The organism is Halogranum roseipondis (assembly GCF_059695585.1).
In genome coordinates this window covers 1,475,796-1,499,122 of sequence record NZ_CM185235.1, presented here as the reverse complement: position 1 = coordinate 1,499,122, position 23,327 = coordinate 1,475,796, and the positions used below count along the sequence as shown (strand labels likewise).

Sequence of the window (23,327 nt, the reverse complement as noted above, 5' to 3'; positions counted from 1 at the left end):
TTCAGCCCCGGGAAGAAAAACCGCTGTGGCCGACGGGGACGAACACGCAAACCCCTTTACCGAAGGGTCCTAAGGGTCGCTCATGCCGAACGCACCCCAGACGGACGAGGGCTGGTACGTGCTACACGACTTCCGCAGCGTCGACTGGGACGCCTGGCGCGACGCGCCCGAGCGCGAGCGGGAGTTGGCCGTCGAGGAGGGCGTCGCCTACCTCGAGGAGCACGAGGCCGTCGCCGACGCCGACGAGGGAGCCTCCGCCGTCTTCTCCGTGCTCGGCCACAAGGCCGACCTGCTGGTCGTCCACTTCCGACCGACGCTCGACGCGCTGTCGACCGCCGAGCGCCGCTTCGAGCGGACGGCACTGGCCGGATACACCGACCAGACGACCTCCTACGTCTCGGTCACCGAGGTCTCCGGCTACGTCTCCGACGACTGGTTCGAAGGGAACAGAGAGGAGATCGACGCCGGACTCCGCCGCTACATCGAGGGGAAGCTGAAGCCCGAGATCCCCGACGACGAGTACGTCTCGTTCTACCCGATGAGCAAGCGTCGCGGCGAGGAGGACAACTGGTACGACCTCTCGTTCGACGAGCGCGCCGAACTGATGGCCGGCCACGGCGAGGTCGGCAAGGAGTACGCCGGGAAGATCAAACAGGTGATCGCCTCCTCGGTCGGCTTCGACGACCACGAGTGGGGCGTGACGCTGTTCGCCGACGACCCCGCACACATCAAAGACATCGTCTACGAGATGCGCTTCGACGAGGCCTCCTCACGGTACGGCGAGTTCGGCCAGTTCTACGTCGGCCGTCGCTTCCCGCCCGAAGACCTCGGTGCGTACCTCGACGGCGAGTCGGTGCCGACCAGCGAACACGGTGGCGGGAGCCACCACGGGCACGGCCACGGCGAGGACAGCCCGCACCCCCACGGCGGCGAGGGCGAGCAGCACGGCCACGGTGGAGACGGCCACCACGGCGAGGGTGGCCATCACGACGACGCGGCTGGTCGTCCCCACGACGGCGAAGACGCCGGGAGCGAGTCGGACGACGCCGACATCCGCGGAGAGCTCGAAGAGCTGAACATCTACGCGGGGAAGCCGCACGGCGAGGACGTCTACGCGACCGTGCTCTACTCCGAGGCCGACCCGGAGGAGCTGTTCGAGGAGGTCGACGGGCTGCGCAAGAACTTCGACCACTACGGGTCGCACGTCAAGACCGCCGTCTACGAGGCCAACGAGCGCGACCGCAGCGCGGTCGTGAGCGTCTGGCAGACGGCGAGCGCCGCCGACACCGCCGCGGGGTTCCTCTCGGAGCTGCCCGGCATCGTCGAGCGCGCAGGCGAGGAGTCCGGCTTCGGCACGATGGGGATGTTCTACACCGTCAAGCCCGACTACCGCGAGGAGTTCGTCGAGAAGTTCGACGTCGTCGGTGGCGTCCTCGAAGACATCGACGGACACTACGAGACGGACCTGATGGTCAACCGCGAAAACGAGAACGACATGTTCATCGCGAGTCAGTGGCGCTCGAAGGAGGACGCGATGGGGTTCTTCCGATCGGACGCCTTCCGCGATACGGTCCAGTGGGGCCGCGACGTGCTCGCGGACCGCCCGCGACACGTCTTCCTCGCCTGAATCGTTCCGCGAGCGAACACAGTGAGCGAGCGGCTTTTTGATCCACATTTTTCAAGGAGTGGTTCGCGAGCGGAGCGAGCGAACCCGACGCAGAAAAAGGTGGGTTGTGACGTGCTCGCGGACCGCCCGCGACACGTCTTCCTGGCCTGAGTAGAGAGGAGGGCATCCGAACGACTTTTTTGCGGCGTCGACCACCGGAGAGTCGTGCCCTCCCGCGACTCGAACTACTCCCGTCGTACAGTTCTCGCTCTCTTCGGAGCTGCGCTGACCGGCGCAGAGACCGTGCGAGCGAGCCAGGCGTCGACGACGACACCGGCGCCGTCGGCAAACGAGACGACCCCGACGAACGCGACTCCGACGACTCCCACGGCGACGCCGCCGACATCCGTCGGTGACTATCCGACGTTCGGTGTCGACCCCGCGCGGACGGGCTACGACCCCGACGAGCGCGGTCCGGGTGAGGCTGTCTCGCCGTGGTGGTGTGCCAGCCTCGACGGAAACGGGCTCACACCGATAGCACTCGTCGAGGGACATCTCTACGTAGGTAGTTCGAGCGACGGTCTTCGCGCACTCGACGCCGCGACGGGTGAGACGGTGTGGCGGACGCGGTTGGAGCACTCTCCTGGCGCACCGACCGTCGTCGGCGACCGGCTGTTCACGAGCGACGACGCACACGTCTACGCGCTCGGTTCCGAGAGCGGCCGGGAGCTGTGGTCGAAACAGTTCGACGCACGGCTCTGGACCTCGGTGCTCGTCACCGACGACGGCTCCAACGGGCCGGCGCTGTTCGTCGTCAGAGACAGCATCGACGAACCGAACGACGACAGCAACGACGACCGAGAAGCGGACGACGCCCGACTGTTCGCGCTCGACGGTGCTGACGGGACGGTTCGCTGGGACACCGCACTCGACGGTTCGATGTACGGGTCGCTCGCCGCGTACGGTGATCTCGTCTATGGCGGTGGGAAGCACGGATTCAGTGCGTTTGACGCGACCACCGGTGAACGCCGCTGGCACGCCGACATCGGGCGGGCGACCAACCCCGCCGTCGGCAACGGCTCTGTCTTCGTCGGAACCCACGCCGCAACCGTCCACGCGCTCAATCCGCGAGACGGAAGCGAGCGCTGGGCGGTCGAGCTACCGAACGCCCGGAGTGAAGAGAAGCAGGTCGAAGTGCGGGCCTCACCGGCTATCGCCGATGGATCCGTCTACGTCGCCGTGACCGACGGGAACCTGTACGCACTCGACGTAGACACAGGAACACGGCAGTGGACGTTCGACGGTGGGGCGTGGCTCTCCCTCTCTCCGACGGTCGTCGATACGGGAGACGACGCCGTCGTCTACGTCGGAAGCAGGCAGGGCAACGTCTTCGCCGTCGACGCAGCTAACGGATCACTCGATTGGTCACACCAACTGACTGGCTCCGTCGAGACGTCACCCGTGGTCGTCGACGGCGTGGTCTTCGTCGGCGACGACGAGGGACTGGTTCACGCGCTCGTTGGCGAGTCAGTTAGCAAGGATACAACGGGTTGTCGCGCTACCGAAGAGACGCCCACACCACGGCCACCGACCGAGGATAGCGACGGCGACGGCGTCACCGACGGACAGGACTACGCCCCGCGAGACAGCAGTGTCCAGCGACGAAGCGACCTCACGAGCGAGAGAGGTGAGGGCGGAGGCTTTCTCCCCGGGGTCGGGGTCGGTGCGGCCGTCTCGGCGTTCGGCGCTGGCGTCGGCTGGTGGCTCGGGACGCGAAACGGGGAGTAGTCAGTCGTCGGCGCGGACGTAGCCAGCGACGCCGAACAGCCCACCGAAGAGCGTCGCCAGCGCCCACTTCGCGCCGTCGTCGCGGCCGGTGTAGCGGGCGTGTGCGACGAGCAGCGTCGCCAAGGCGAGGTGGACGACGAGCGTGACGGCGGCGAACGCGCCGAGCAGTCGACGGAGCGTGCGGTCCATCTAGTCGTCGGCGGCCTGCTTGTCGACGCCGGCGTTCCGGATGTCGTCGCCGCCGACCGACGAGCGGAGGCTGTCCATCCCGTCGTCGCGGTCGACGCCGAAGTTCGTCTGATACAATTCTTCGACGCGCTCGACCTCCTCGTCGGAGAGCGGCGGCGTCTCGGAGGCGGCGGCCCACTCGCGGATGTCGTCGGCGGTGTAGAACGTCGGCGTGACGGAGGCGACGGCGTCGTGGCTGAGCAGCCACTGGATGGCGGCCTGTCCCATCGTGCGCTCGCCGTCACGTTCGAGGAAGCGTAGCGTCTCGAGTTTCTCCCAGCCCGTCTCGTACCACGCGTCGGGGCGGAAGCCGCGGTGGTCGCCGTCTTCGAGTTCGGTGTCGGGGCGGACGTGCTCGTTCAGGAGCCCCGAGGAGTGCGGGACACGGGCGATAACCGAGGTGTCCGCGCCCGTCTGCTCGATACGGTCGAGAGCGTGTCGACCGGGCGTTTGCTCGAAGACGTTGAACACGGTCTGGAGGCCGTCGAACTCGAGGTCGACGGCGCGTTCGTGTTCGGCGAGCCAGCCGATGGAGGGACCCATCGCCCAGCCGAGCGCGTCGACGACGCCCTCCTCTCGCAACTGTTCGAGCGTCTCCAGCACGTTGGGCGTCACCTCGTCGGCGTTGGCGTTGTGCAGTTGGAGGTACTCGACGTGGTCCGTGTCGAGTCGGTCGAGGCTGCGCTCGACGCAGGTGCGGATCCAGTCGGGGTCGAGGTTCTTCGGGATCTCGCCGTGACCGGCCTGCGGGTTGTTGTAGAAGTCGTAGCCGATCTTCGTCCCGAGCGTGATCTCGTCGCGGTGCTCGCCGAGCGCGCGGGCGAGCAGTTTCTCGCTCTCGCCGTGACCGTAGACGTCACCCGTGTCGAAGTAGGTGATGCCCTGATCGAGCGCGAGTTGGACCATCTCGATGGTCTCCTCGTCGCTGCGGTCTCCCCACCAGTCGGTTCCGACGACCCACGCACCGAACCCGACTTCGCTCACTTCGACGCCGGAGTCACCGAGAGTGCGGTAGTGCATACGCGGGTGATGGGGTGCGGCGCACTTAGCCGGACCGGTTCGACCGAGTCGTCTTCGCCCGTCGAACGGGATCGACTGCGACCGCGCCGAGTGCGAGAGAACCACACGCCTGCAGCGGGGTCTGACGTGCTTTTCACACACCCGAATCCATTTGAACGGTCCCGCCGAACGAGGTGTCATGACCAAGCGACACGTCTCCCTGCCGGTAGAGGCCGAGTCCGGCCTGCAGGCGTTCCTCGAAACGGTCGACGAACGTCTCTCTTCCGACGAGAGCACATGTGAAGTCGTGCAGGACACGCTCGTCGACCTCTTCGGCGACCGCGACGCCTACGAACGCTGGCAGGCGGGCGAGGAGGTCACGCCCGCCGAGCGCGTCCGACTCCAGGGGTACGACCCCTGTAACTCGACGCTCGAGTCGGAGTACTACGCCGAGAAGGACGAAGAGACGTATCGGCGATCGAAGCATCTCCAGTGGCTGTGGCGGCAGTTCGACGCGACGCCGATGGCCGACAACGTCGAGTTCGCGCTTCGGTTCCGCCAGATGCTCGCCAACCACCTCTTCGAGGAGGCGGGCGACAACCTCCGCATCTTCAAGGGCGTCAGTTTCTCCTACGGACACAACATCAGCGTCGGCGACAACACCGTCATCCACGACGACGTCCACCTCGACGACCGCGGTAAGCTGACCATCGGTGACCGGGTGTCGATCTCCGACGACGCGCACCTCTACACGCACGACCACGACGTCGTCGATCAGACCGAGGTCCGGAACTTCCACACGGTCGTCGAAGACGACGTCCGCATCACGTACGACGCGGTGATCCGTGCCGGGACTCACGTCGGCGAGAACTCCATCGTCGGGTCGCGAGCGAACGTCCAGGGCGACGTTCCCGCCCACCACATCGTCGTCGGCGCGCCGGCGAAGAGCGTGAAGATCAAACCCGGCTTCGAAGACGAGGCCGAGGCGATCGACGACGGAAGACTCGAGAACCATCAGGACGAACGCGAGCTCCCCTACGAACTCCCCGAGGACCTCGACGTCTTCGACGAGTTCCAGCGCGACGTCGGCGGTCCCATCAAGCCACACAAGCGACCCTGAGACGGCAGTCGGTTTCTCCGTTCGTGTCAGCTCTCTCGCTCTGTCACGCTCCCTCGCGTAGCGACGCGTCTCCCGGCGTCCAACCGTTAGCACACGGTATATAAATGGAACGACCGAAGCAACAAAGTCCCTTGACAACATAGTGCACGGTATGGACTGGCTGGCCTGGATCTTCCTCTACGCGGTGGCCCTCGTGGTCTTCCAGGTACTCGTCTACCGGTACCTGTGGACGCGGGAAGAGCCGTTCGAGCGGACGACCCCACAGGCCCGACCGAACGGCGACGGCGACGCCGTCGACGACTCCGGTCGACGCGACCGCGTGCGGACCGACGCCTCCACGGGCCTCTGGGTCAACCCGCAGTCGGTGTCGACGCTGAGCGAGCGGCACTGCCCCCACTGCGGCGAGGAGAACGAACCCGACGCCGCGTACACGTTCTGCTGGAACTGTGCCGGACGGTTGGCGTGACCACCACGTAGCGCGAGAGACGACGTTTTTACCCCGGTGGACGTAGCGACTCGCATGTCACGACGCCCGCGCAGCATCGCCATCAACGTCGGCGCGAACACCAACCTCCCCGGCGTCCGTGGCCCCGTCTATCCGGACGGTCGGTTCGAGTATCTCCCCATCCCCGAGGAACAGCCGACACGGCGGCCGGTGCCGACCTACGGCGACCTCGCGGTCGACGTCGACCTCCCGGAGGGCGTCCGCGACACGCCCGTCCACCTCGACCCGGAGTTCGCCGAGTATCCGACCTGCGAACGCTACAGCTACGGCGACGACCACGGCGTCAAAGCCGGGCCGCTGTCCGAACTCGAAGCCGGCGACTTCCTGCTGTTCTACGCGACGCTGACGTTCCACGGCGACCCCGAGGAGGCAGCTGACTGGATCGCACCCGACTGGGGGGCGTATCTCGTCGGCGAGTTCCGCGTCGCCCGCGCGATCACCGGCGAGACCTACGCGACGCTCTCGGCGGACGAACGGGCAGCCTTCGACAACAACGCCCACGTGAAGCGCGACCCCGTCGACGCGAAGGTGTTAGTCGAGGGCGACGACTCCTCTCGCCTCTACGAGTACGCGGTTCCGCTGTCGAGTCCCGACGCCGGGGCGACGGCGAATCACCTCGTCACGGCGTTGTCAAACGACTCGGGGAAGGGACCGTGGTGGCGACGACGACTGTGGTACGACGCCGACGCGACGGCAGAGCTTCGCGACGTCGTCGAGCGGTGGCCGAACTGTTCGCTCGGGTGACAGACGGTGTTATTCCCCTTGCGCGCTACTGTCTAGCTATGTCCGCAGCAGGGAGAGACCGATCGACGAACGTCGCACACCGGACGATTCAGGGTCAGGAGACGCTGGTGCGCGAGCTACCCGACGAGCTCTACATCGAGTGGCGACCGGGGCGACCGGTGTACTTCGGCGTGAAGGTCGGCGACCGGATCAAGGACGCCGACCGCGACGTCGAGTCGGCCCACATCACCGAGTGGGAGGTCGTCGAGATCACGCCCGAACGCGTCGTCGGTGAGAACGTGACGACTGGCGAGCGAACCGAGTGGGACCGCCGTGACCTGGAGGCGGCGCTCGTGCTGCATCGCTACGCGACGAACCTCTCGGAGTTCGCGACGCTGACGATCCACCCCATCGGCAGTTGGACGGAGTACGATTCGGGGACCATCGCCCACGAACCGTACCTCCACGTCGTCGTCTTCGGCAACAACGGCGAACGGTACGGTCGACGGTACCGTTTCGTCGAACAGGGAGAGACCACCGAGATCGAACTGTCGGATCAGGACGCGAGCATCGACCGGCTCCCGGCTGATCTCCAGCGACGACTCGACGAGCGAGTTCGACGTGCGCTGGAGGAGGACGGTTACGTGGTTCAGTGAGTCGGCTACTCGCGGTCCGCGACGGCGACCGACGACGCCGATCCGCCGGCGAACAGCCCGCCGACCACCGCCGCGAGCAGCCCACCGACGACCACGCCAGCGACAGTGCCGACGAGCAACGAGACGAGCGCCCCGCCGACGCTCAGTTGGATGACGCCCAGCGCGAGCAGCGTCACAGCGAGCGCGAGGAGCGCGACGGTCAAGTCGTCGGTTGTCGGTCGCCCGTGCGTCGCGAGATAGTGTCGCTGGAGTACGTAACCCGTCGCGACGCCGACCGCAGTCACGAGAAGTGGGAGCGACGTGAGCGCGCCGAAGCCGGCGACGCCGAACGCGAGTAACCCGGCGACGAGCGCGACGACCACGCGAGCGAGGTCGACGAGCAGCGAGACGGTCGCGTCGTCGACGCCCTGCCGACGTGCGACGGCAGCGACCAGCCGAGGGGCGAGGAGACGGCCGAGGCCGTAGAGGACGGCGAACGCGACGAGCGCGACGACGAACGGGCCGACGAGTCGGAGGAGGGGGTGTACCGTGTTCTGTGCCTGAAGCGGAACCATCTCGTCTCCCGTTCGGACAGCGCGTTGATAAGTGTGGTCGTCGGCTCAGACGACGCGAACGGAGAGCCGTCGCGTCCGCGGCCCGTCGCACTCGACGAACAGGAGCGACTGCCACGTCCCGAGGTCGAGTTCGCCGTCGGAGACGGGGACCGTGACGCTGTTGCCGACGAGGAGTGCTCGGAGATGCGAGTCGGCGTTGCCGTCGAGTTCGTCGTGGGCCCACCCCTCGTCGGCGACGGTCTCCGAGAGGAACCGTTCGATGTCGTCGACGAGGCGACCCTCGTTCTCCTGGAGACAGACGCCCGCGGTGGTGTGTCGGACGAAGACGGTACAGAGACCGCCGGCGTCGGCCGGGATCGCGTCCGCGACGCGGTCGGTGACGTCGACGACACAGAGGCGTCGCTCCGTCTCGACGGTGAGGTCGGAGGTGCTCATACCGGGGAGAGGCGGCGAGCGGGGAAAAGAATGGCCGTGAGCCGGTCGAAAGATCAGAGTCCGAGCGTAGAGTCGTCAGATCAGGCCAGGAACTCCTCGTACGCTCGGAGGAGTTCCTCGGTCAGGTCGCTCTTGCTGTGGGTCGTCATCAGGTGGACGCGGAGGTCCGTGCGTTCACCGTGTGCCAGTCCACAGAGCGGGCAAGTCGACAGTTCGTCGACCCCCGCCGTTCGGTCGTCGGTCACCACCTCTCGTCTCTCTCTCGCGAGTTCACCACCGAGCATGGTTGTCAGTACCATCGACACAGAGCACGATATAATTTCGCACACCACCTCCTGAATTGAGCAGTATTCGAATCGTGAAGCTCTCGCGGTGATTTTGGAGACGAACGGCGAAGAGCACGACGAACCGGTCGACGTGTGAGAGAGGAGTGGACGGAGAACTGCGCTGTTCGGAGAATGCGCCGTCCGGGAATTGAACCACGGTCGCTCACGCTGTTCGCTCTCTGATTCAATTCCCGTTGGCGGTCTCGCCTCACTCCGTTCGGCAGAAATGCGCCGTCCGGGAATTGAACCCGGGCTAGTGGCTTGGGAAGCCACTGTCCTACCACTGGACCAACGGCGCTCGCACACGGGACTACTGTGCGACCCCACTTGAACGTTGGCGTTTTTGCGTACTGGACGTGCGTCCACCGAACGCGGGCTGGAGGGTGGCTATTAGTCCCCTGGTTCCGTACGACTGCTCGATGAGCAACGAGAGCTCCGTTCTTTCCGACACGGCTCCGCTCGACCTCCGACTCTCGGAGACCGAACTCGAAGCGACTCGCGAGCACGTCACGACGTTCATCCGCGAGACCGTCGAGACCGCGGGAGCCGAGGGTGCGGTGCTCGGTCTCTCCGGCGGCATCGACAGCACGCTCACCGCCTATCTGGCGGTAGAGGCGCTGGGCGAGGACGGTCTCCACGGACTCGTGTTACCCAGCGAGGTCAACACGGAGGACAACATGAGCGACGCCGAACGCGTCGCCCGGGAGCTCGGGATCGAGTACGACGTCGTCGAGATCAACCCTCTCGTGGAGTCGTTCTTCGACGCCTACCCGGAAGGGGCGGACGACCAGATGGCCGCCGGCAACGTCCGCGTCCGCGTCCGCGGCGTCCTCAACTACTTCGTCGCCAACCACGAGAATCGGCTCGTCCTCGGCACCGGCAACCGCAGCGAGGCGATGACGGGCTACTTCACGAAGTACGGCGATCAGGCGGTCGACTGCAACCCGATCGGTAACCTCTACAAACAGCAGGTCCGCCAACTCGCCGACCACGTCGGCGTCCCCGCGGATCTCGTGACGAAGACGCCCTCCGCCGAGATGTGGCTGGGGCAGACCGACGAGGAGGAGATGGGGCTCACGTACGACACGCTCGACGCCGTCCTCGCGCTGCACGTCGACGGACCCCTCTCGACCGCCGCGACCGTCCGGTGTCTCGACGTCACCGAAGAACAGATCGCCCGCGTCGTCGAACTCGTCGAGAGAAGCGAACACAAGCGTCACATGCCGCCCGCACCCGCCGCACTCGACCTGTAGACGGACCGGCCGGTTCACTCCTTCTCGCGGTCGGCCGCGATGTCCGCGGCGTGGGCGCGTACCAGCCGGTCGAACGCCGCGGCCTCGGCGCGCTCCTGCTGCTCCCGAGTCGCGTCGTCGCGCAGCCGCGCTTTGACGACGGCGAGCGCGTCGGGTTCGTTGGCGGCGACTTCTTCGGCGACCCCGCGGGGGTCGTCGACGACGCGCGAGACGAGACCGATCCGCTTCGCCTCGGCGGCGTCGACGACGCGACCCGAGAGCGCGAAGTCCAAGGCGTCGCCCTCGCGGAGCACCCGCGGGAGGCGGACGGTGCCACCCCAGGCGCCGAACAGCCCGAACTGGACGCCGGGTTCGGCGAACGTCGCTTCGGGCGTCGCGACCCGGAGGTCGCAGGCGAGTGCGAGCTCCACCCCACCGCCGCGGGCGGCCCCGTCGACGCCGGCGACGACGACGCTCTCGGCGGTCTCGATGGCGTCGGCGACGCGCTGGCCGTGACGCGCGAACGCCGCCGGATCCTCGAGGTCGGCGACGACGTCGAGATCCGCCCCCGCACAGAAGGCGTCGCCGGCGCCGTGGAGGTAGACGACGGCTGCGTCGGTGTCGGCGACGGCGGCTTCGAGGTCGTCGAGGTCGGCGGGTCGGAGTGCGTTGCGTCGGGACGGACGGTCGACGGTGACGACCCGGAGCGACCCCGCATCTGTCGTGTGAATCATGGAGCCACCTGTCGCTGGCTTTCCAAAGGTCTTTGCCCTTGCCGTCGCTAGAGCGGGTCAATGGAAGACGCCGTGCGGGTCCGTGATGCCGCGCGCGAGGCACTCGTCGATATCGAACCCCCCCAGTTACACGAGGCGCTCGACGACCGGTTGGTCGACGCCTCCATGTCGCCCGGCGTGCTCGTCCTCACGAGCGCTCGGGCGCTCGACTCGGGGGTCGACCTCGACGGGATCGCCGAGCGGGCCGCCGGAGTGCAGTTGATCTACGAGGGACTCCGACTGACGCGGACGCTGGCCCACGACGAGCCGTGGGTCGGTGAGGCGAACAGCGACATCGACGCCGACCTCGACATCCTCGCCGCCGACGTGCTGGTCTCCCGTGGGTTCTATCTCCTGGCACGGACCGAGGCCGCCGGTCGCGCCGTCGAGACGGTCCGGGCGTTCGGCCGCGACCAGACGCGCCAGATGACTGCACAACGTCCCGCCGAGGGCGACGACCGGAACCTCGAAGCCGACGTGTTCGAACTCGCCGTCGTCGCCGGGACGACCGCCGTCGGCACCGAAGCACCGTCTGCGCTGTTGGAGTACGTCGCGAGTCTCGCACACGAACACGACGGCGATCTCCCGCCCGCGACGGTAGCGCTCCCGGAGACCACCGCCGAACAGATCGCCTCGCTCTCCGGCGACGACCGAGTCACCTCCTCGGCGACCGACCGATAGCGGCCGTCGCCGACCGCCGTTCTCCGCCCTCTCCCGCCGAGTATAGCCGCTACGAGACGGTATCGTGGTACGCCACCGCACGGCATCCGAGACGCGTTTCACCACATATATATACGGTACTGCAGTACGTTTGGATGCAGAAGGCGGTACGCGGGAATAACGCCCGACGCGCCTGGGTAGCTTAGCGGTAAAGCGCGTCCTTGGTAAGGACGAGAGCCCGGGTTCAAATCCCGGCCTAGGCTCTTCATCTCGTCTTCTCTCTCGAGAACCTGAATCCGGAGAAACGTCACCTCTTCTGTCGTCACCCGACGTCCACAGCTCCGTCCCGCAGTGTTACGGAATCCGCGTCCCACCAGTCCGGACGGTGAGATTCTCGATCAGCGTCGAGTTGACGCTGTTGCTCGCGACGAGCGTGACGTTCTGTCCGGCAGGAACGGCGAAGACGACCGTCGACTGTCCGGGGTCGACGGTCGTCGACTGGAACGTCCGTCCGTCCTCGCGGACGACGGTGATGGTGGTGACGTTCGACGCCTCGGGAGTCGATCGAAGCGTCGCCTCCACCCGAATCCCCGAAGCGGCCCACGACTCGGTGGGTGAGAGACGTTCGAAGACGGTCGAGTTGTCGACGTCGGCGGTGACCGTCGGGCCGACCGTGAGACAGCCACCGAGTGAGACCGCACAGACGACGGCGAGCGCCACCGACAGCCGTCTACCGAGAGAGTGGTCCATGAACACTCCACACGGGCGTCGCGAAAAACGGTTCTGGCGTCGCGAGCGACGACGCGCCGTCGGTCGGTAACGTCTCTTAAGTGTGAGATAGCCGATAGTGTGGACATGTCGCCCGAAGACCGACCGACGTGGGAGTACAAGACGATCGAACCGCCGAAGGGGCTCACCAAGCGGGAGGTCGTCGACCCGACCGACGAGCTCAACCGACTCGGAGCCGAGGGGTGGGAGCTCGTCGGACCGCTCGACTACGACAAAGGGGGGACGAAGCTGCTGATCTTGAAACGCCGGGTCGCCGATGAGTGACCGGACGGAGAACAGCGACCTCTCCGCACCCAGTCGACTCCGTGAGCGGACGGAAGTGAACCAGACGCTGTTCTGGCTCCTCCTGAGCGTCGACCGCAGGGTCGTCGTCGCTGGATTGGGACTCGCCGTGTTCGGGACGTTCATGCTGTTCGGGATCCTCAAACCGACGCTCCTGCGGACGGCGATGGAGACGAGCGACATGGTCGAGACCGTGTTCTCGGGGCTGGTCGGCGCGATCATCACCAGTACGACGCTCGTGGTGTCGATCAACCAGCTCGTACTCTCTCAGGAGATCGGGTCGCTCGGCACTCAACGGAGTCGGATGGATACGACGATGGACTTCTACCAGAACACCGACGAGTTACTGGGAACGACGACGCCGTCCGAGCCGGCGACACTGCTGCGGAAGCTCATCGAGCGGACCGAAGAGCGAGCAGTCAGCCTTCGTGACGCAGTCTCTGAGAACAGCAACGAGGTCCTCCGTGAACGGGTCGACGCGTACGTCGAGGACCTGCGTGACAACGCTGAGACGGTGTACGGTGAGCTGGACGACGCCGACTTCGGCACGTTCACCGTCGTCTCGCCGGGGTTAGACTTCAACTACGCGAAGAAGATGAACGACATTCGGCAGCTCGGCGAACGATACGACGACGACCTCGACCGCGGGGAACGGAGAGCGTTCAGGGAGATGCTCGAGGCGGTGACGATGTTCGGTCCCGTCCGCGAGTACATCAAGGTGCTGTACATCCAGTGGGCACTGGTCAAGCTCTCGCGTGGGATTCTGTACACGTCAGTTCCGGCGCTGGTCGTCGCCGGTGGCATGGTCGTCTTCGTCGACGCGGGGACGTTCACCGGAACCGTCCTCGGTCTCGAGACGGTGCTGTGGGTGGTCAGCGCCGCCTTCGTCGTCTCGATCACTCCCTTCCTGGTGTTCATCGCCTACGTGCTCCGACTCGCGACGCTCGCGAAGCAGACGCTGACCGTCGGACCGCTCATCCTCAGCTGAGCGCGAGTGTCGTCGGAGTCGGTCGCGAACGAAAGCGGATCGGTAGCTCGACCCACACTTACTTAGTGTATCCGACACGAGTTCGAGACATGGTCCCGTCCAAGAACGTCGGCGGTGCCGACAGAGTGCTCAGAGGCGTCCTCGGAATCTGGCTGGTCGTGGTCGCGGTCGCCGCCTATCTCGACGACCAGCGACTGACGGCCGTGACAGCGGCAGTCGCCGGCGCGGGACTGCTCCAGAACGCCGTAACGGGGTTCTGCGGTGGGAACGCGCTGTTCGGTGTCGACACGACCGACGACGCCTGCTCGCTCGATTGAGTCGGCGGCGGCGACCCGTCCCGTCCCTTTTTCGCGGGTCGAGGAACCGAGCGTCGACCACTATCGACGGACGGCATCGGCCTCCTGCGTCGAGAACGCGGCCCATGTCGAGATCGCCCACGTGAGAGCGCTACGGCGGCGAACGGCGACGTCGGGTGGGGTAGGTGATAGCCGCTAGATATGACGAGTGACTACGATAACGGTAGTTTATTTCAAAATAACCGACGCCTTTGTAAATATTCATCCAGAAACGAGTAACGACAGATAACCTATGTCAAACGAACATACGAGCCAGCCCGCGGGCGGGGCAAGCGACACGTTCATCTACGTGGCTGCCGCGCTGGCGGCGCTGAACGGACTCCTGTTCGGCTTCGATACGGGAGTCATCTCCGGCGCGTTCCTGTACATCCAAGAGACGTTCACGATGTCGTCGTTCGTCGAGAGCGTCGTCGTCAGCGGCGCACTCGTCGGCGCCGTCTTCGGCGCGGCCGTCGGCGGGCGTCTCGCGGATCGGATCGGACGACGACGACTCATCCTAGTGGGGGCAGCGGTGTTCTTCGTCGGGTCGTTCATCATGGCCGTCGCACCGACCGTCGAGATACTCATCGTCGGGCGCATCGTCGACGGCGTCGCCATCGGCTTCGCGTCGATGGTCGGCCCGCTGTACATCTCCGAGATCTCGCCGCCGAAGATCCGGGGGTCGCTCGTCTCGCTCAACCAACTGGCGGTGACGATGGGGATTCTCGTCTCCTACTTCGTCAACTACGCGTTCGCCGACGGGCCGATCCTCGCGCTCGCACAGGACGTCCTCGGTGCGGCCGGGTGGCGCTGGATGCTCGGTGCCGGGATGGTGCCCGCGCTGATCCTGGGCGTCGCGATGCTGTGGATGCCCGAGAGCCCGCGGTGGCTCGTCGAAAAGGGGCGTGAACAGGAGGCGCGGAGCGTCCTCTCACGGACGCGCAGCGAGCAGCAGATCGGCGACGAGATCGACGAGATCAAAGAGACAGCCCGCAAGCAGTCCGGAACGGGGCTGTCGGATCTCACGAAGTCGTGGCTCCGTCCGGCGCTCGTCGTCGGCGTCGGCCTCGCCGCGTTCCAGCAGGTGACCGGTATCAACACCGTCATCTACTACGCGCCGACCATCTTGGAGTCGACTGGCTTCAACAACTCCGCGTCCATCCTCGCGACGGTCGGCATCGGCGTCGTCAACGTCGGGATGACGGTCGTCGCCGTCCTCCTGATGGACCGTCTGGGTCGCCGTCCGCTGCTTCTCACCGGACTGGCCGGCATGTCGCTGACGCTGATCGCCCTCGGCGTGGCGTTCTTCCTGCCGGGGCTCTCGGGCGTCGTCGGCTGGGTCGCCCTCGCGAGTCTGATGTTCTACGTGGCGTTCTTCGCCATCGGGCTCGGGCCGGTGTTCTGGCTGATGATCTCCGAGATCTACCCGCTGAAGGTCCGTGGGACGGCGATGGGCGTCGTCACCGTCGTCAACTGGGCGGCGAACCTGCTCGTCGCACTGACGTTCCTCCAGCTGATCGACGTGCTGGGACAGTCGTGGACGTTCTGGCTCTACGCGGGGCTGAGCGTCGCCGCACTGGTGTTCACGTACTATCTCGTCCCCGAGACGAAGGGGCGCTCGCTGGAGGACATCGAGGCCGACCTCCGGCAGAGTGCACTCGGAGACGAGACGACCGGCGGCGCGTTCGGGAGCGGAAGCGGGTCGTCGAACGACGACGACTGAGACGAGAGGGCAGAGAACAGAGACGAACGAAGACGCGACCGCGATCGACTTTTTAGCCGAGATCGACGTCTTTAGCTGAAGTCCTCGATGAAGCGGTCGGGGACGTAGCCGAGCACCGTCGTCGGCAGCGCGGCGACGAGTCGTTCGGCGACGACGACGAGCGGTTTCCGGAGCAGCACGTACGTCGCCGACACGGCGAGGGCGACGCCGACTCCGATCTCGACCGGGCCATCGAAGACGACGATCGGCGGGACGGCGAAGACGGCGGCGAGCAGCAGATCCTCGGGTGCACCGTCGTACCGGATCCACCGCTTCGGCGGGAGCCACCGGCCGCGGAAGTGGTCGTAGACGGCCCGCTCGGACGTCGCCTCCCACGGTTTCAGTTCGAGGCCGCCGCCGAAGGCGTCCATCACGGAGTGGGTCGCCGCCGCGAGCAGGAACAGCGCGAGCGACAGCGAGGCGACAGTCGGCACCGCGAACGCGAGGACGGTCGCCGGCACCGCCACAAGCGAGAAGTACACGGGGAAGTGCAGCGTCTTTCGGTGACCTGCATACAGGTCGAAGTCCGGGAACAGTCCGCCGAGTGCCGCGGCGGCGACCGGGACGGTTCCGACGTCGGGCGCGACGAGAAACACGAGTGTGCCGAGCACGACCCCAGCGAGGGCGTGCGTGGTGGCCATCATCGATGCCGGCTAGGCGAGCGGGTTACATATGACTGTCGTGTCAGTCGGTGACACAGGTCCGCGGGCGGCCGGAGGCGAGCGTCGGCCGGAAACGCCCGACGGGCACTTAGTCTCCCCACCCGATAGGGACGGTATGGTCCTCCGCCGTCTCTCGCCGTGGACGACGCGGGCAGCGACCCGCAGTATGCAGGCCGCGATCGGTGGCATCCTCCTCGTGGGGCTGTGGACCCGAAACGTCGCCGTCGTCGTCAACGCCGTGTTGGCGCTGGCCGTGACGTTCCTCCCGGCCGTCCTCGAGCGCGACTGGGATCTCCCCCTCGATGCAGGCCTGACGCTGTGGATCACGACCGCCGTCCTCCTCCACACCGTCGGCATGTTGGGGCTGTACGGCACCGTCTGGTGGTGGGACCATCTGACCCACACCCTCTCGGCGACCATCGTCGCCGGCGTCGGCTACGCGACGGCACGGGCGATCGACGAACACACCGACGCGGTCGCCTTCCCGCCCCGGTTCCTGTTCGTCTACGTGCTCCTCTTCACGCTCGCGCTCGGTGTGCTCTGGGAGGTGCTGGAGTTCGCCGTTCACGAGCTGAGCGACGCTGTCGGCGTCGACGCCGTGCTCGTCCAGTACAGCCTCGAGGACACGATCGTCGACCTCGTCTTCGATCTCGTCGGTGCGATCCTCGTCGCCCTGTTCGGGACGACGACGCTCCGGTCGGTCGTCGACACGCTCACCGCTCGTCTCGCCGGCGGGTCGTCGGACGAACTCCAGTGACCACTCGCCGACGGTCGACGACGTCGCTCGGGACCTACCTTTTTGTGTCGGGTGACGTATGGTGGGCCATGCGATTCGTTATCGTTGGCTACGGACGCGTGGGTGCACGCACCGCCCGCATCCTCACGGAGGAGGGCCACGAGGTCGTCCTCGTCGAGAACGACCGTGACAAGGTCGAGCGGGCGCGGAAAGCCGGGTTCGAGGTCGTCGAAGGCGACGGCAGCAACGAGTCGGTCCTACAGAAGGCGGGGCTCGACGACGCCGACGCCATCGGCGGACTGACCGGCGACCCCAACGTCAACTTCGCGGCCTGCATGATCGGCAAGGAGCACGGCTGTCGGTCGGTGCTCCGCATCGACGAGGACTACCGCAAGGAGATCTACGAGCAGTACGCCGAGGACGTCGACGAGATTATCTACCCCGAGCGACTCGGCGCGGCAGGGGCGAAAACCGCCCTCCTCGGCGGGAACTTCAACGCCATCGGTGACCTCACCGAGCGACTCCAGCTCTCGACGGTGACGATCCCCGACGGATCGCCGGTCGTCGGCCAGCGCGTCAACGACGTCGATCTCCCACAGACGGCGCGCATCTACGCCCACGGCCGAGGTCGCGAACCGATGACGATCCCGCTCCCCGGCACGCAGATCGAGGCGGGCGACCAGGTCGCGCTCCTCGTCGAACGGGACACCGTCGAGACGGTGCGGAAGACGCTACTCGGAGACTGAGAGCGACAGTGTCGTCGCCGACCGAAGCCTGATGCTCGTCGGCTACTCCCGAGGAGTCGATTCTCGTGGAGGAATCGACGAGCTTCTGCGGACTCTGGGCAGTGGAGAGTGAGTGAGAGGGAGAGACCGACACGACAGACCGTCTCGGGGGAACGGACGGGGCTGACGTGCCGGCCAGATGTCGAACGGGTGGGGGGGTGTGCCCGGGCGCGCAGGGTGAGAGGATGGGAACTGAGGCCGTCAACGCGCGCCCACCTGAGGCGTCTTCTGGGTTCCTCTTAAATCCGCGTCAGACGTCCGACCGACGGACGGAAGCTACTTTTCACAGGAGTGTGTGTGTCGACCATGCACGGCATCGGTCCACCGCTCGTCACTCCGTTCACCGAGACAGGCGACGTCGACGACGACGCCCTACGAGAGCTCGTCCACTGGGTCGAAGCGCGCGGCGTCGACTTCCTCGTCCCCTGTGGGTCGACCAGCGAGGCAGAGTTGATGACGACCGAGGAGCGCGCTCGCGTCGTCGAGATCGTCGTCGAGGAGGCCTCGGTCCCGGTGCTCGCCGGGACGGGCCACCCCGGCCTCCGCGAGACGCTCCAGCAGACGGCGCGGGCCGCCGAGGCCGGCGCCGACGCGGCGCTCGTCGTCACCCCGTTCTACTTCCCGCACGACGACGCCGCGCTGGAGGCGTACTACGAGCGCGTCGCCGACGAGTCGGAGATCCCCGTCTACCTCTACAGCGTCCCCATGTTCACTCACGTCGCGCTCGATCCCGACGTCGCCGGGCGACTCGCCGCCCACGAGAACGTCCACGGGATGAAAGACTCCAGCGGCGACGTCGAGGCGTTCGTCCGTACCCACCACCGCGTCGACGACGAGTTCGACCTCCTCGTCGGCAGCGGCGGCGTGCTCGCCAGCGCCCTCGACGCCGGGGCGGCCGGCGGCGTGCTCGCGCTCGCGAACGTCGCCCCCGAGGCGACGGTCGAAGTGTACGACCGACATCGCGAGGGCGACCGGCAGGGCGCACGCGGATTGAGCGCCGACCTCGTCGAGTTGAACCGCGCCGTCACCACGCGGTTCGGCATCTCGGGGCTGAAGGCGGCGATGCGGGCCCGCGGCGCACCGGCGGGCTACGCGCGAAGCCCACACCGACCGGTCGACGACGCGGCGCTCGACGAACTCGAGTCGCTCGTCGCCGAGCTCTGAGGACGGTCCACCGACCGCTCACACCGTCGTCGCCCGCGTCGCCGTCGCCTTGAACGAGGCGACGACGTCGTCGCCGACGGCGAGTCCGAGGCGGTCGACGCTGTCGACGGTCACCAGCGCCGCCAGCGGCGACGCCGTCTCGACGTCGAGTGCGACGCGCACGACGGCCGCCCCGGCGTCCAGTCCGACGACGGTCCCCGCGAGTCGGTTGCGGGCGCTCGTCGCGCCGCCAGAGGGGGCCTCGTCGGGGGCGTGGAGCGTCACCGCGTCGGCGCGGACGCTCACCTGCACCGTCGACCCCGCCGTCGCGTCCTCGTCGACCAGCGCGCGGAGCGTCCCGGCCGCCGTCTCGACGAGCGCGAGCTCGCCCGTCCGTTCGATCACCTCGCCCTCGAACACCGTCTCGTCGACGCCCGCGGTCCCCGCCAGCGCCGTCCGGAGGCGGTCGAACCGCGCCAGCAGGTCGTCGCCGTCGTCCGTCAACTGGCTTCCGCCCCCGCCCGATCCGCCGCGTCGACGGTCGACCAGCGACCCGAACGCCGACTCCAGTCGCTCGAGCCGCGTCAGGGCTCGCGACCGCGAGCGACCCAGTTCGGTCGCTGCGGCGCTGACCGACCCGTGGGTGGCGATCGCCCGCAGGAGGGCCGCGTCGTCGGCTCCGAACGACACGTCGTCCGCGTGCAACTGTGCTTCGACCCCAGCGTCCATGGTGCAGACGGCGGGTGGAGCGACCAAAACGGTTCGCACTCCGCTCTCGATCCCGACGCCGACGCGCGAGGCGACCCCGGAGCGAAACGGGTTTCAGCCGCCGTCACGACCGACACACTCGAATGAGTACGACGACCGGCGGCTCGTCGACGTTCGTCGACGGGTCGTTCGGCCGCGGCGCGGTCGTCCTCGCCGTCGTGACCGTCCAGGTCGTCGCGTTCGCGGCGGCCGTCGCCATCGAGCGCCCGACGCTGTACGCGCTGTTCGCGCTCGGCAGCGCCGCCGCGCTCGTCGCCGCGTCGGGCGGTGGCTGGCGGGGCGTCGCGGCCGCGCTCGTCGGCAGCCTCGCACTGGCGGGCGTGCTCTGGGTCGTCGGCAGTCTCTGGATGCTGGTGCTGACACCGCCGCTTCTCACGCTCGCCGTCGGGCTCGGCGGCGACGGCGCCCAGTGGGCCGGCGTCGCCGCGGCGACGCTCGGCACGGTGCTGCTCGTCGCACTCGGGCTGCCGCTGGCGCTCTTCTTCGTCCAGCAGGACGTCGCACTCGTCGCCGAAAAGGCAGCCGACCCCGAGGTCCACCGGATGCTCGTCCTGTCGGTGTACGCCCCGCTGCTGGCGGCGCTTCTGGCGCTCGTCTGTGGCGTCCCGCTCGCGTACCTGCTCCGCGAGGGGTTCCCCGGCCAGTCCGCCGTCGAGAGCCTCGTCGATCTCCCGCTCGTCGTCCCGCACTCTGTGGCCGGTCTCGTCGTCCTGTTCGGCTTCGGTCGCGGGGCGGCGTTCCCCGAGGTTCGCGTGCTCGGCACGCTGACGGGGATGGTGCTCGCGCTGACGTTCGTCAGCGCGCCGTTCGCCGTCAACGCCGCCCGCGAGGCGTTCGAGACGGTCGACCGACGGCTGGAGTTCGCCGCCCGCGCCCACGGCGCGAGTCGCTTCTCGTCGTTCCTCCGGGTGACGCTCCCGCTGTCGGCACGCGGGATCGTGACCGGCGGCGTGATGGCCTGGGCGCGCGCCGTCTCGGAGTTCGGCGCGGTCGCCGTCGTCGCCTACACGGTGCAGTACGTCTCGCCGCTCACGCTCCGGGAGACGACGGCCCAGCACGCGCCCGTCTACATCTTCAACACCTACACCAGTCAGGGACTGCCCGAGAGCGGAGCGGTGGCTACGCTGCTGCTCGGCCTCTCGGCGGGCATCTTCCTGCTCGTGCGCTGGCTCGCCTTCGACGACGGGGGTGCGCTGTGAGTCCCGGACGCCTCGACGTCGACGTCCGCGCGCGGTTCACCGCCGACGGCACCGACCCGTTCGTCGTCGACGTGGACCTCTCGGTCGCCGAGGGCGAGACGCTCGTCGTCCTCGGCCCGAGCGGCAGCGGGAAGAGCCTCCTCCTCGAGACGGTCGCCGGCTTCCACTCCCACGAGGGGGTCGTCGTCCACGACGGTCGCGACCTGACCGGCACACCCCCCGAGCAGCGGGAGTTCGGCTTCGTCTTCCAGGACTACGCGCTCTTTCCGCATCTGACCGTCCGCGAGAACGTCGACTTCGGGAGTCGCTACCACGCCGAGACGGCCGACCCCGACGAGCTGCTGGCGGAGCTGGGCGTCGCCGACCTCACCGACCGGACGCCGACGACGCTCTCCGGCGGCGAACGACAGCGCGTCGCGCTCGCCCGGTCGCTGGCCATCCACCCCACGGCGCTCCTGCTCGACGAACCGCTCTCGGCGCTGGACGTGCCGACGCGACAGACGCTGCGGGCGGATCTGCTCGACCTGCTCGACGACGTGACGGCGCTCTACGTCACTCACAACCGGTCGACCGCCCGCGCGCTCGGGGACCGCGTCGCCGTGATGCACGACGGCGAACTCCTCCAGATCGGCACGTCCGAGGAGGTGTTCGAGTCACCCGCTTCGCCGTTCGTCGCGCGCTTCACCGGCGCGAACGTGCTCCCGGCGACCGTCTGCTCGCCCGGCGACGGTGTCGGCGGCGACCGTGAGAGCGCGGCGTCGGTCACGATCCGGCCGGAGCACGTCGTCCTCGACCCCGCGACCGCCGCGACCCTCGACTGCGAGGCGACCGTCGAACGCGTCGTCCGCGAAGACGCCGCGTTCCGCGTGTCGCTCTCGAGTGCGACCCGGACCCGCAGCGAGCGAGTCGCGTTCGACGCGTTCTGCGACGACCCGCCGGCCGTCGGCGACACGGTCGGTGTCGGCCTCCCGACCGAACACGTCACTCGCTTTCGGGAGTAACTGAATCAGGTTACGTCGATCGGGAACGGACACTCGTTTCGGTTGCTGACAAGGTTGATGTGAACCGGGGGCAAAGGGCGTCTTACATGGCGATTTCGGTGGGAGAGTACGGCGACCGGGAGCTGCAGTTCTCCGTCGGCGAGCTGACCGGCGCGCTGGGAGATTCGGTTACAGTGCTCCCGCTCGTCGTCGCGCTCGGGGCGCTGACGCCGGTGTCGCTGCCGCACGTGTTGCTCCTGTTCGGCGTCTTCCAGGTCGTGTGGGGAGTCGTCTACGGGTTGCCGCTGTCGGTCGAGCCGATGAAGGCACTCGTCGGGCTGGCCATCGCCGGCACCATCTCCTATCCGGAACTCGTCGCCGCCGGGTTGCTGGCGGGCGGCGTGCTCCTCCTCACTGGAACGGCCGGGGTGCTCGCCCACATCGAGCGGTACGTCGGAACGCCCGTCGTCCGGGGCGTGCAGTTGGCCGTCGCGTTACTGCTCGCGCAGGCCGGTCTGGAACTCGGCGTCGGCGACCCAGCGCTCGCCGGACTGGCACTCGTCCTGACGCTCGCCGTCGCCGCCCTCGGCTACCGACAGTCGGCGACGCTCGTCGTCCTCGGCGTCGGCGTCGCGCTCGCCGCCGTCTCCGCCGGCGTCCCCTCCCCCTCGCTCCCCCCGCTGACGCTGTTCCCCGCCGGCGCACCGCGGTTCACCACGGCGGCGGTCGAGGCCTCGCTGGGCCAACTCGCCATGACCGTCGGCAACGCCGCCGTCGCCACCTCGCTGCTCTGTGCGGACCTGTTCGACGCCGACGTCCAGACCGACGACCTCGCGACGAGTATGGGGTCGATGAGCCTCCTCGCCGTCCCGCTGGGCGGCCTCCCGATGTGTCACGGCAGCGGCGGGCTCGCCGGGAAGTACGCCTTCGGCGCGCGGACCGGCGGCGCGAACCTGATTCTGGGCGCGCTCTACCTCCTCGCCGCGCTCGTGGCAGGACTCGTGACAGCGTTTCCGCTGGCGGTGCTCGGCGTCCTCCTCGTCGTCGTCGCGGTCCAGCTAGCCCGGAGTGCCACGGAGACGACGTCGCTCCCGCTGACCGTCGCGGTGGGTTTGACGGGACTGCTCGTGAACGTCGGCGTGGCGTTCGTCGGCGGCGTCGTCGCCCACCAACTGCTCTCGCGGCGGTGAGCCGAACGCGGCGGCGACGTCGAGACCGACGGCGACCGACAACTGTCTTGTGGGTTCCGCGTCACTCCACGATATGACCTGGACAGACCTGTTCGACCGCGCC

The 23,327-nt window shown here is 67.6% G+C and carries 27 protein-coding genes and 2 tRNA genes; 19 read left to right on the top strand and 10 right to left on the bottom strand.

Annotated elements, in window-relative coordinates:
• Positions 1-82: 82 nt before the first annotated feature.
• Complete coding sequence (locus EOHIBHHM_RS08050; protein WP_497256308.1) at positions 83-1,627, top strand: heme-binding protein; 1,545 nt, start codon at positions 83-85, stop codon at positions 1,625-1,627.
• Between the two features lie 204 nt (positions 1,628-1,831).
• Positions 1,832-3,394, top strand: a complete 1,563-nt coding sequence (locus tag EOHIBHHM_RS08045; RefSeq protein ID WP_497256306.1) for an outer membrane protein assembly factor BamB family protein — start codon at positions 1,832-1,834, stop codon at positions 3,392-3,394.
• On the opposite strand, the gene EOHIBHHM_RS08040 is transcribed toward EOHIBHHM_RS08045, so the two are convergent.
• Both EOHIBHHM_RS08040 and EOHIBHHM_RS08035 read right to left on the bottom strand, forming a co-directional pair.
• The gene (locus EOHIBHHM_RS08040) at positions 3,395-3,583 is read right to left on the bottom strand and encodes a hypothetical protein (protein WP_497256304.1); all 189 of its coding nucleotides are present in this window, start codon (positions 3,581-3,583) and stop codon (positions 3,395-3,397) included.
• The gene (locus EOHIBHHM_RS08035) at positions 3,584-4,642 is read right to left on the bottom strand and encodes an aldo/keto reductase (RefSeq protein WP_497256302.1); all 1,059 of its coding nucleotides are present in this window, start codon (positions 4,640-4,642) and stop codon (positions 3,584-3,586) included.
• Between the two features lie 178 nt (positions 4,643-4,820).
• Here EOHIBHHM_RS08035 and EOHIBHHM_RS08030 point away from each other — a divergent pair, with 178 nt between their 5' ends.
• The 4 genes from EOHIBHHM_RS08030 to EOHIBHHM_RS08015 all read left to right on the top strand — a co-directional run bounded on the left by EOHIBHHM_RS08030 (position 4,821) and on the right by EOHIBHHM_RS08015 (position 7,625).
• A complete protein-coding gene (locus tag EOHIBHHM_RS08030) occupies positions 4,821-5,741 on the top strand; it encodes an acyltransferase (protein WP_497256300.1) in 921 nt (306 codons plus the stop codon).
• A 151-nt stretch (positions 5,742-5,892) separates the two neighbouring features.
• Positions 5,893-6,207: a zinc ribbon domain-containing protein gene (locus EOHIBHHM_RS08025; protein WP_497256298.1), complete on the top strand. Its 315-nt coding sequence runs from the start codon at positions 5,893-5,895 to the stop codon at positions 6,205-6,207.
• 54 nt (positions 6,208-6,261) lie between these two features.
• Positions 6,262-6,990 carry an Nmad3 family putative nucleotide modification protein gene (locus tag EOHIBHHM_RS08020; RefSeq protein WP_497256296.1) on the top strand — a complete coding sequence of 243 codons (729 nt, stop codon included), beginning with the start codon at positions 6,262-6,264 and terminating at the stop codon, positions 6,988-6,990.
• Between the two features lie 38 nt (positions 6,991-7,028).
• Positions 7,029-7,625: a hypothetical protein gene (locus EOHIBHHM_RS08015; RefSeq protein ID WP_497256294.1), complete on the top strand. Its 597-nt coding sequence runs from the start codon at positions 7,029-7,031 to the stop codon at positions 7,623-7,625.
• A 5-nt stretch (positions 7,626-7,630) separates the two neighbouring features.
• Here EOHIBHHM_RS08015 and EOHIBHHM_RS08010 read toward each other — a convergent pair whose 3' ends face one another.
• The 4 genes from EOHIBHHM_RS08010 to EOHIBHHM_RS07995 form a co-directional block, all read right to left on the bottom strand.
• The gene (locus EOHIBHHM_RS08010) at positions 7,631-8,179 is read right to left on the bottom strand and encodes a hypothetical protein (protein ID WP_497256292.1); all 549 of its coding nucleotides are present in this window, start codon (positions 8,177-8,179) and stop codon (positions 7,631-7,633) included.
• Positions 8,180-8,224: 45 nt separating this feature from the next.
• Positions 8,225-8,614 carry a secondary thiamine-phosphate synthase enzyme YjbQ gene (locus EOHIBHHM_RS08005; RefSeq protein ID WP_497256290.1) on the bottom strand — a complete coding sequence of 130 codons (390 nt, stop codon included), beginning with the start codon at positions 8,612-8,614 and terminating at the stop codon, positions 8,225-8,227.
• Positions 8,615-8,694: 80 nt separating this feature from the next.
• Positions 8,695-8,913 (bottom strand): hypothetical protein, encoded by a 219-nt coding sequence (locus tag EOHIBHHM_RS08000; RefSeq protein ID WP_497256288.1) that lies wholly within the window; start codon positions 8,911-8,913, stop codon positions 8,695-8,697.
• A 254-nt stretch (positions 8,914-9,167) separates the two neighbouring features.
• A tRNA-Gly gene (locus EOHIBHHM_RS07995) sits at positions 9,168-9,238 on the bottom strand.
• Positions 9,239-9,359: 121 nt separating this feature from the next.
• Between EOHIBHHM_RS07995 and EOHIBHHM_RS07990 the strand changes: the two genes are divergently transcribed.
• Positions 9,360-10,193 carry an NAD+ synthase gene (locus tag EOHIBHHM_RS07990; protein ID WP_497256286.1) on the top strand — a complete coding sequence of 278 codons (834 nt, stop codon included), beginning with the start codon at positions 9,360-9,362 and terminating at the stop codon, positions 10,191-10,193.
• Between the two features lie 14 nt (positions 10,194-10,207).
• Here EOHIBHHM_RS07990 and EOHIBHHM_RS07985 read toward each other — a convergent pair whose 3' ends face one another.
• Positions 10,208-10,906, bottom strand: coding sequence for an enoyl-CoA hydratase/isomerase family protein (locus EOHIBHHM_RS07985; protein ID WP_497256284.1), 699 nt, complete (start codon positions 10,904-10,906; stop codon positions 10,208-10,210).
• 60 nt (positions 10,907-10,966) lie between these two features.
• On the opposite strand from EOHIBHHM_RS07985, the gene EOHIBHHM_RS07980 reads away from it, so the two are divergent.
• Positions 10,967-11,626 carry a DUF7114 family protein gene (locus tag EOHIBHHM_RS07980; protein WP_497256282.1) on the top strand — a complete coding sequence of 220 codons (660 nt, stop codon included), beginning with the start codon at positions 10,967-10,969 and terminating at the stop codon, positions 11,624-11,626.
• Between the two features lie 170 nt (positions 11,627-11,796).
• Positions 11,797-11,868 (top strand) — tRNA-Thr (locus EOHIBHHM_RS07975).
• A 91-nt stretch (positions 11,869-11,959) separates the two neighbouring features.
• Here the strand turns inward: EOHIBHHM_RS07975 and EOHIBHHM_RS07970 are convergent.
• Positions 11,960-12,355, bottom strand: a complete 396-nt coding sequence (locus EOHIBHHM_RS07970; RefSeq protein WP_497256280.1) for a hypothetical protein — start codon at positions 12,353-12,355, stop codon at positions 11,960-11,962.
• Between the two features lie 105 nt (positions 12,356-12,460).
• On the opposite strand from EOHIBHHM_RS07970, the gene EOHIBHHM_RS07965 reads away from it, so the two are divergent.
• The 4 genes from EOHIBHHM_RS07965 (at position 12,461) to EOHIBHHM_RS07950 (ending at position 15,722) form a co-directional block, all read left to right on the top strand.
• On the top strand, positions 12,461-12,658 hold the full coding sequence (locus EOHIBHHM_RS07965) for a DUF4177 domain-containing protein (protein WP_497256278.1): 198 nt from the start codon (positions 12,461-12,463) through the stop codon (positions 12,656-12,658).
• Positions 12,651-13,664: a DUF7972 family membrane protein gene (locus EOHIBHHM_RS07960; protein ID WP_497256276.1), complete on the top strand. Its 1,014-nt coding sequence runs from the start codon at positions 12,651-12,653 to the stop codon at positions 13,662-13,664. The genes EOHIBHHM_RS07965 and EOHIBHHM_RS07960 overlap by 8 nt, the downstream gene beginning before the upstream one ends.
• Before the next feature lie 89 nt (positions 13,665-13,753).
• On the top strand, positions 13,754-13,981 hold the full coding sequence (locus EOHIBHHM_RS07955) for a YgaP family membrane protein (protein ID WP_497256274.1): 228 nt from the start codon (positions 13,754-13,756) through the stop codon (positions 13,979-13,981).
• A gap of 271 nt (positions 13,982-14,252) precedes the next feature.
• The gene (locus EOHIBHHM_RS07950; RefSeq protein ID WP_497256272.1) at positions 14,253-15,722 is read left to right on the top strand and encodes a sugar porter family MFS transporter; all 1,470 of its coding nucleotides are present in this window, start codon (positions 14,253-14,255) and stop codon (positions 15,720-15,722) included.
• Between the two features lie 71 nt (positions 15,723-15,793).
• Here EOHIBHHM_RS07950 and EOHIBHHM_RS07945 read toward each other — a convergent pair whose 3' ends face one another.
• The gene (locus tag EOHIBHHM_RS07945) at positions 15,794-16,405 is read right to left on the bottom strand and encodes a metal-dependent hydrolase (protein ID WP_497256270.1); all 612 of its coding nucleotides are present in this window, start codon (positions 16,403-16,405) and stop codon (positions 15,794-15,796) included.
• A gap of 133 nt (positions 16,406-16,538) precedes the next feature.
• Between EOHIBHHM_RS07945 and EOHIBHHM_RS07940 the strand changes: the two genes are divergently transcribed.
• The 3 genes from EOHIBHHM_RS07940 (at position 16,539) to EOHIBHHM_RS07930 (ending at position 19,108) form a co-directional block, all read left to right on the top strand.
• Complete coding sequence (locus EOHIBHHM_RS07940; protein WP_497256268.1) at positions 16,539-17,180, top strand: DUF2238 domain-containing protein; 642 nt, start codon at positions 16,539-16,541, stop codon at positions 17,178-17,180.
• A gap of 68 nt (positions 17,181-17,248) precedes the next feature.
• The gene (locus EOHIBHHM_RS07935) at positions 17,249-17,905 is read left to right on the top strand and encodes a potassium channel family protein (protein ID WP_497256266.1); all 657 of its coding nucleotides are present in this window, start codon (positions 17,249-17,251) and stop codon (positions 17,903-17,905) included.
• A 345-nt stretch (positions 17,906-18,250) separates the two neighbouring features.
• Positions 18,251-19,108 carry a dihydrodipicolinate synthase family protein gene (locus tag EOHIBHHM_RS07930; RefSeq protein ID WP_497256264.1) on the top strand — a complete coding sequence of 286 codons (858 nt, stop codon included), beginning with the start codon at positions 18,251-18,253 and terminating at the stop codon, positions 19,106-19,108.
• 18 nt (positions 19,109-19,126) lie between these two features.
• Here EOHIBHHM_RS07930 and EOHIBHHM_RS07925 read toward each other — a convergent pair whose 3' ends face one another.
• On the bottom strand, positions 19,127-19,816 hold the full coding sequence (locus EOHIBHHM_RS07925) for a TOBE domain-containing protein (protein WP_497256262.1): 690 nt from the start codon (positions 19,814-19,816) through the stop codon (positions 19,127-19,129).
• A 122-nt stretch (positions 19,817-19,938) separates the two neighbouring features.
• Here EOHIBHHM_RS07925 and EOHIBHHM_RS07920 point away from each other — a divergent pair, with 122 nt between their 5' ends.
• The 3 genes from EOHIBHHM_RS07920 to EOHIBHHM_RS07910 all read left to right on the top strand — a co-directional run bounded on the left by EOHIBHHM_RS07920 (position 19,939) and on the right by EOHIBHHM_RS07910 (position 23,224).
• Positions 19,939-21,054 carry an ABC transporter permease gene (locus tag EOHIBHHM_RS07920; RefSeq protein WP_497256260.1) on the top strand — a complete coding sequence of 372 codons (1,116 nt, stop codon included), beginning with the start codon at positions 19,939-19,941 and terminating at the stop codon, positions 21,052-21,054.
• Positions 21,051-22,055, top strand: a complete 1,005-nt coding sequence (locus EOHIBHHM_RS07915; protein WP_497256258.1) for an ABC transporter ATP-binding protein — start codon at positions 21,051-21,053, stop codon at positions 22,053-22,055. Before EOHIBHHM_RS07920 ends, EOHIBHHM_RS07915 begins: the two co-directional genes overlap by 4 nt.
• Positions 22,056-22,141: 86 nt before the next feature.
• Positions 22,142-23,224 (top strand): putative sulfate/molybdate transporter, encoded by a 1,083-nt coding sequence (locus EOHIBHHM_RS07910; protein ID WP_497256256.1) that lies wholly within the window; start codon positions 22,142-22,144, stop codon positions 23,222-23,224.
• Positions 23,225-23,327 lie beyond the last annotated feature (103 nt).

What these genes read in the sequence shown, in the direction of transcription:
- EOHIBHHM_RS08050 (WP_497256308.1), top strand. Translation starts at nt 83, where the DNA reads ATGCCGAACGCACCCCAGACGGACGAGGGCTGGTACGTGCTACACGAC.
- EOHIBHHM_RS08040 (WP_497256304.1), bottom strand. Translation starts at nt 3,583, where the DNA reads ATGGACCGCACGCTCCGTCGACTGCTCGGCGCGTTCGCCGCCGTCACG.
- EOHIBHHM_RS08035 (WP_497256302.1), bottom strand. Translation starts at nt 4,642, where the DNA reads ATGCACTACCGCACTCTCGGTGACTCCGGCGTCGAAGTGAGCGAAGTC.
- EOHIBHHM_RS08030 (WP_497256300.1), top strand. Translation starts at nt 4,821, where the DNA reads ATGACCAAGCGACACGTCTCCCTGCCGGTAGAGGCCGAGTCCGGCCTG.
- EOHIBHHM_RS08025 (WP_497256298.1), top strand. Translation starts at nt 5,893, where the DNA reads ATGGACTGGCTGGCCTGGATCTTCCTCTACGCGGTGGCCCTCGTGGTC.
- EOHIBHHM_RS08020 (WP_497256296.1), top strand. Translation starts at nt 6,262, where the DNA reads ATGTCACGACGCCCGCGCAGCATCGCCATCAACGTCGGCGCGAACACC.
- EOHIBHHM_RS08015 (WP_497256294.1), top strand. Translation starts at nt 7,029, where the DNA reads ATGTCCGCAGCAGGGAGAGACCGATCGACGAACGTCGCACACCGGACG.
- EOHIBHHM_RS08010 (WP_497256292.1), bottom strand. Translation starts at nt 8,179, where the DNA reads ATGGTTCCGCTTCAGGCACAGAACACGGTACACCCCCTCCTCCGACTC.
- EOHIBHHM_RS08005 (WP_497256290.1), bottom strand. Translation starts at nt 8,614, where the DNA reads ATGAGCACCTCCGACCTCACCGTCGAGACGGAGCGACGCCTCTGTGTC.
- EOHIBHHM_RS08000 (WP_497256288.1), bottom strand. Translation starts at nt 8,913, where the DNA reads ATGGTACTGACAACCATGCTCGGTGGTGAACTCGCGAGAGAGAGACGA.
- EOHIBHHM_RS07990 (WP_497256286.1), top strand. Translation starts at nt 9,360, where the DNA reads ATGAGCAACGAGAGCTCCGTTCTTTCCGACACGGCTCCGCTCGACCTC.
- EOHIBHHM_RS07985 (WP_497256284.1), bottom strand. Translation starts at nt 10,906, where the DNA reads ATGATTCACACGACAGATGCGGGGTCGCTCCGGGTCGTCACCGTCGAC.
- EOHIBHHM_RS07980 (WP_497256282.1), top strand. Translation starts at nt 10,967, where the DNA reads ATGGAAGACGCCGTGCGGGTCCGTGATGCCGCGCGCGAGGCACTCGTC.
- EOHIBHHM_RS07970 (WP_497256280.1), bottom strand. Translation starts at nt 12,355, where the DNA reads ATGGACCACTCTCTCGGTAGACGGCTGTCGGTGGCGCTCGCCGTCGTC.
- EOHIBHHM_RS07965 (WP_497256278.1), top strand. Translation starts at nt 12,461, where the DNA reads ATGTCGCCCGAAGACCGACCGACGTGGGAGTACAAGACGATCGAACCG.
- EOHIBHHM_RS07960 (WP_497256276.1), top strand. Translation starts at nt 12,651, where the DNA reads ATGAGTGACCGGACGGAGAACAGCGACCTCTCCGCACCCAGTCGACTC.
- EOHIBHHM_RS07955 (WP_497256274.1), top strand. Translation starts at nt 13,754, where the DNA reads ATGGTCCCGTCCAAGAACGTCGGCGGTGCCGACAGAGTGCTCAGAGGC.
- EOHIBHHM_RS07950 (WP_497256272.1), top strand. Translation starts at nt 14,253, where the DNA reads ATGTCAAACGAACATACGAGCCAGCCCGCGGGCGGGGCAAGCGACACG.
- EOHIBHHM_RS07945 (WP_497256270.1), bottom strand. Translation starts at nt 16,405, where the DNA reads ATGATGGCCACCACGCACGCCCTCGCTGGGGTCGTGCTCGGCACACTC.
- EOHIBHHM_RS07940 (WP_497256268.1), top strand. Translation starts at nt 16,539, where the DNA reads ATGGTCCTCCGCCGTCTCTCGCCGTGGACGACGCGGGCAGCGACCCGC.
- EOHIBHHM_RS07935 (WP_497256266.1), top strand. Translation starts at nt 17,249, where the DNA reads ATGCGATTCGTTATCGTTGGCTACGGACGCGTGGGTGCACGCACCGCC.
- EOHIBHHM_RS07930 (WP_497256264.1), top strand. Translation starts at nt 18,251, where the DNA reads ATGCACGGCATCGGTCCACCGCTCGTCACTCCGTTCACCGAGACAGGC.
- EOHIBHHM_RS07925 (WP_497256262.1), bottom strand. Translation starts at nt 19,816, where the DNA reads ATGGACGCTGGGGTCGAAGCACAGTTGCACGCGGACGACGTGTCGTTC.
- EOHIBHHM_RS07920 (WP_497256260.1), top strand. Translation starts at nt 19,939, where the DNA reads ATGAGTACGACGACCGGCGGCTCGTCGACGTTCGTCGACGGGTCGTTC.
- EOHIBHHM_RS07910 (WP_497256256.1), top strand. Translation starts at nt 22,142, where the DNA reads ATGGCGATTTCGGTGGGAGAGTACGGCGACCGGGAGCTGCAGTTCTCC.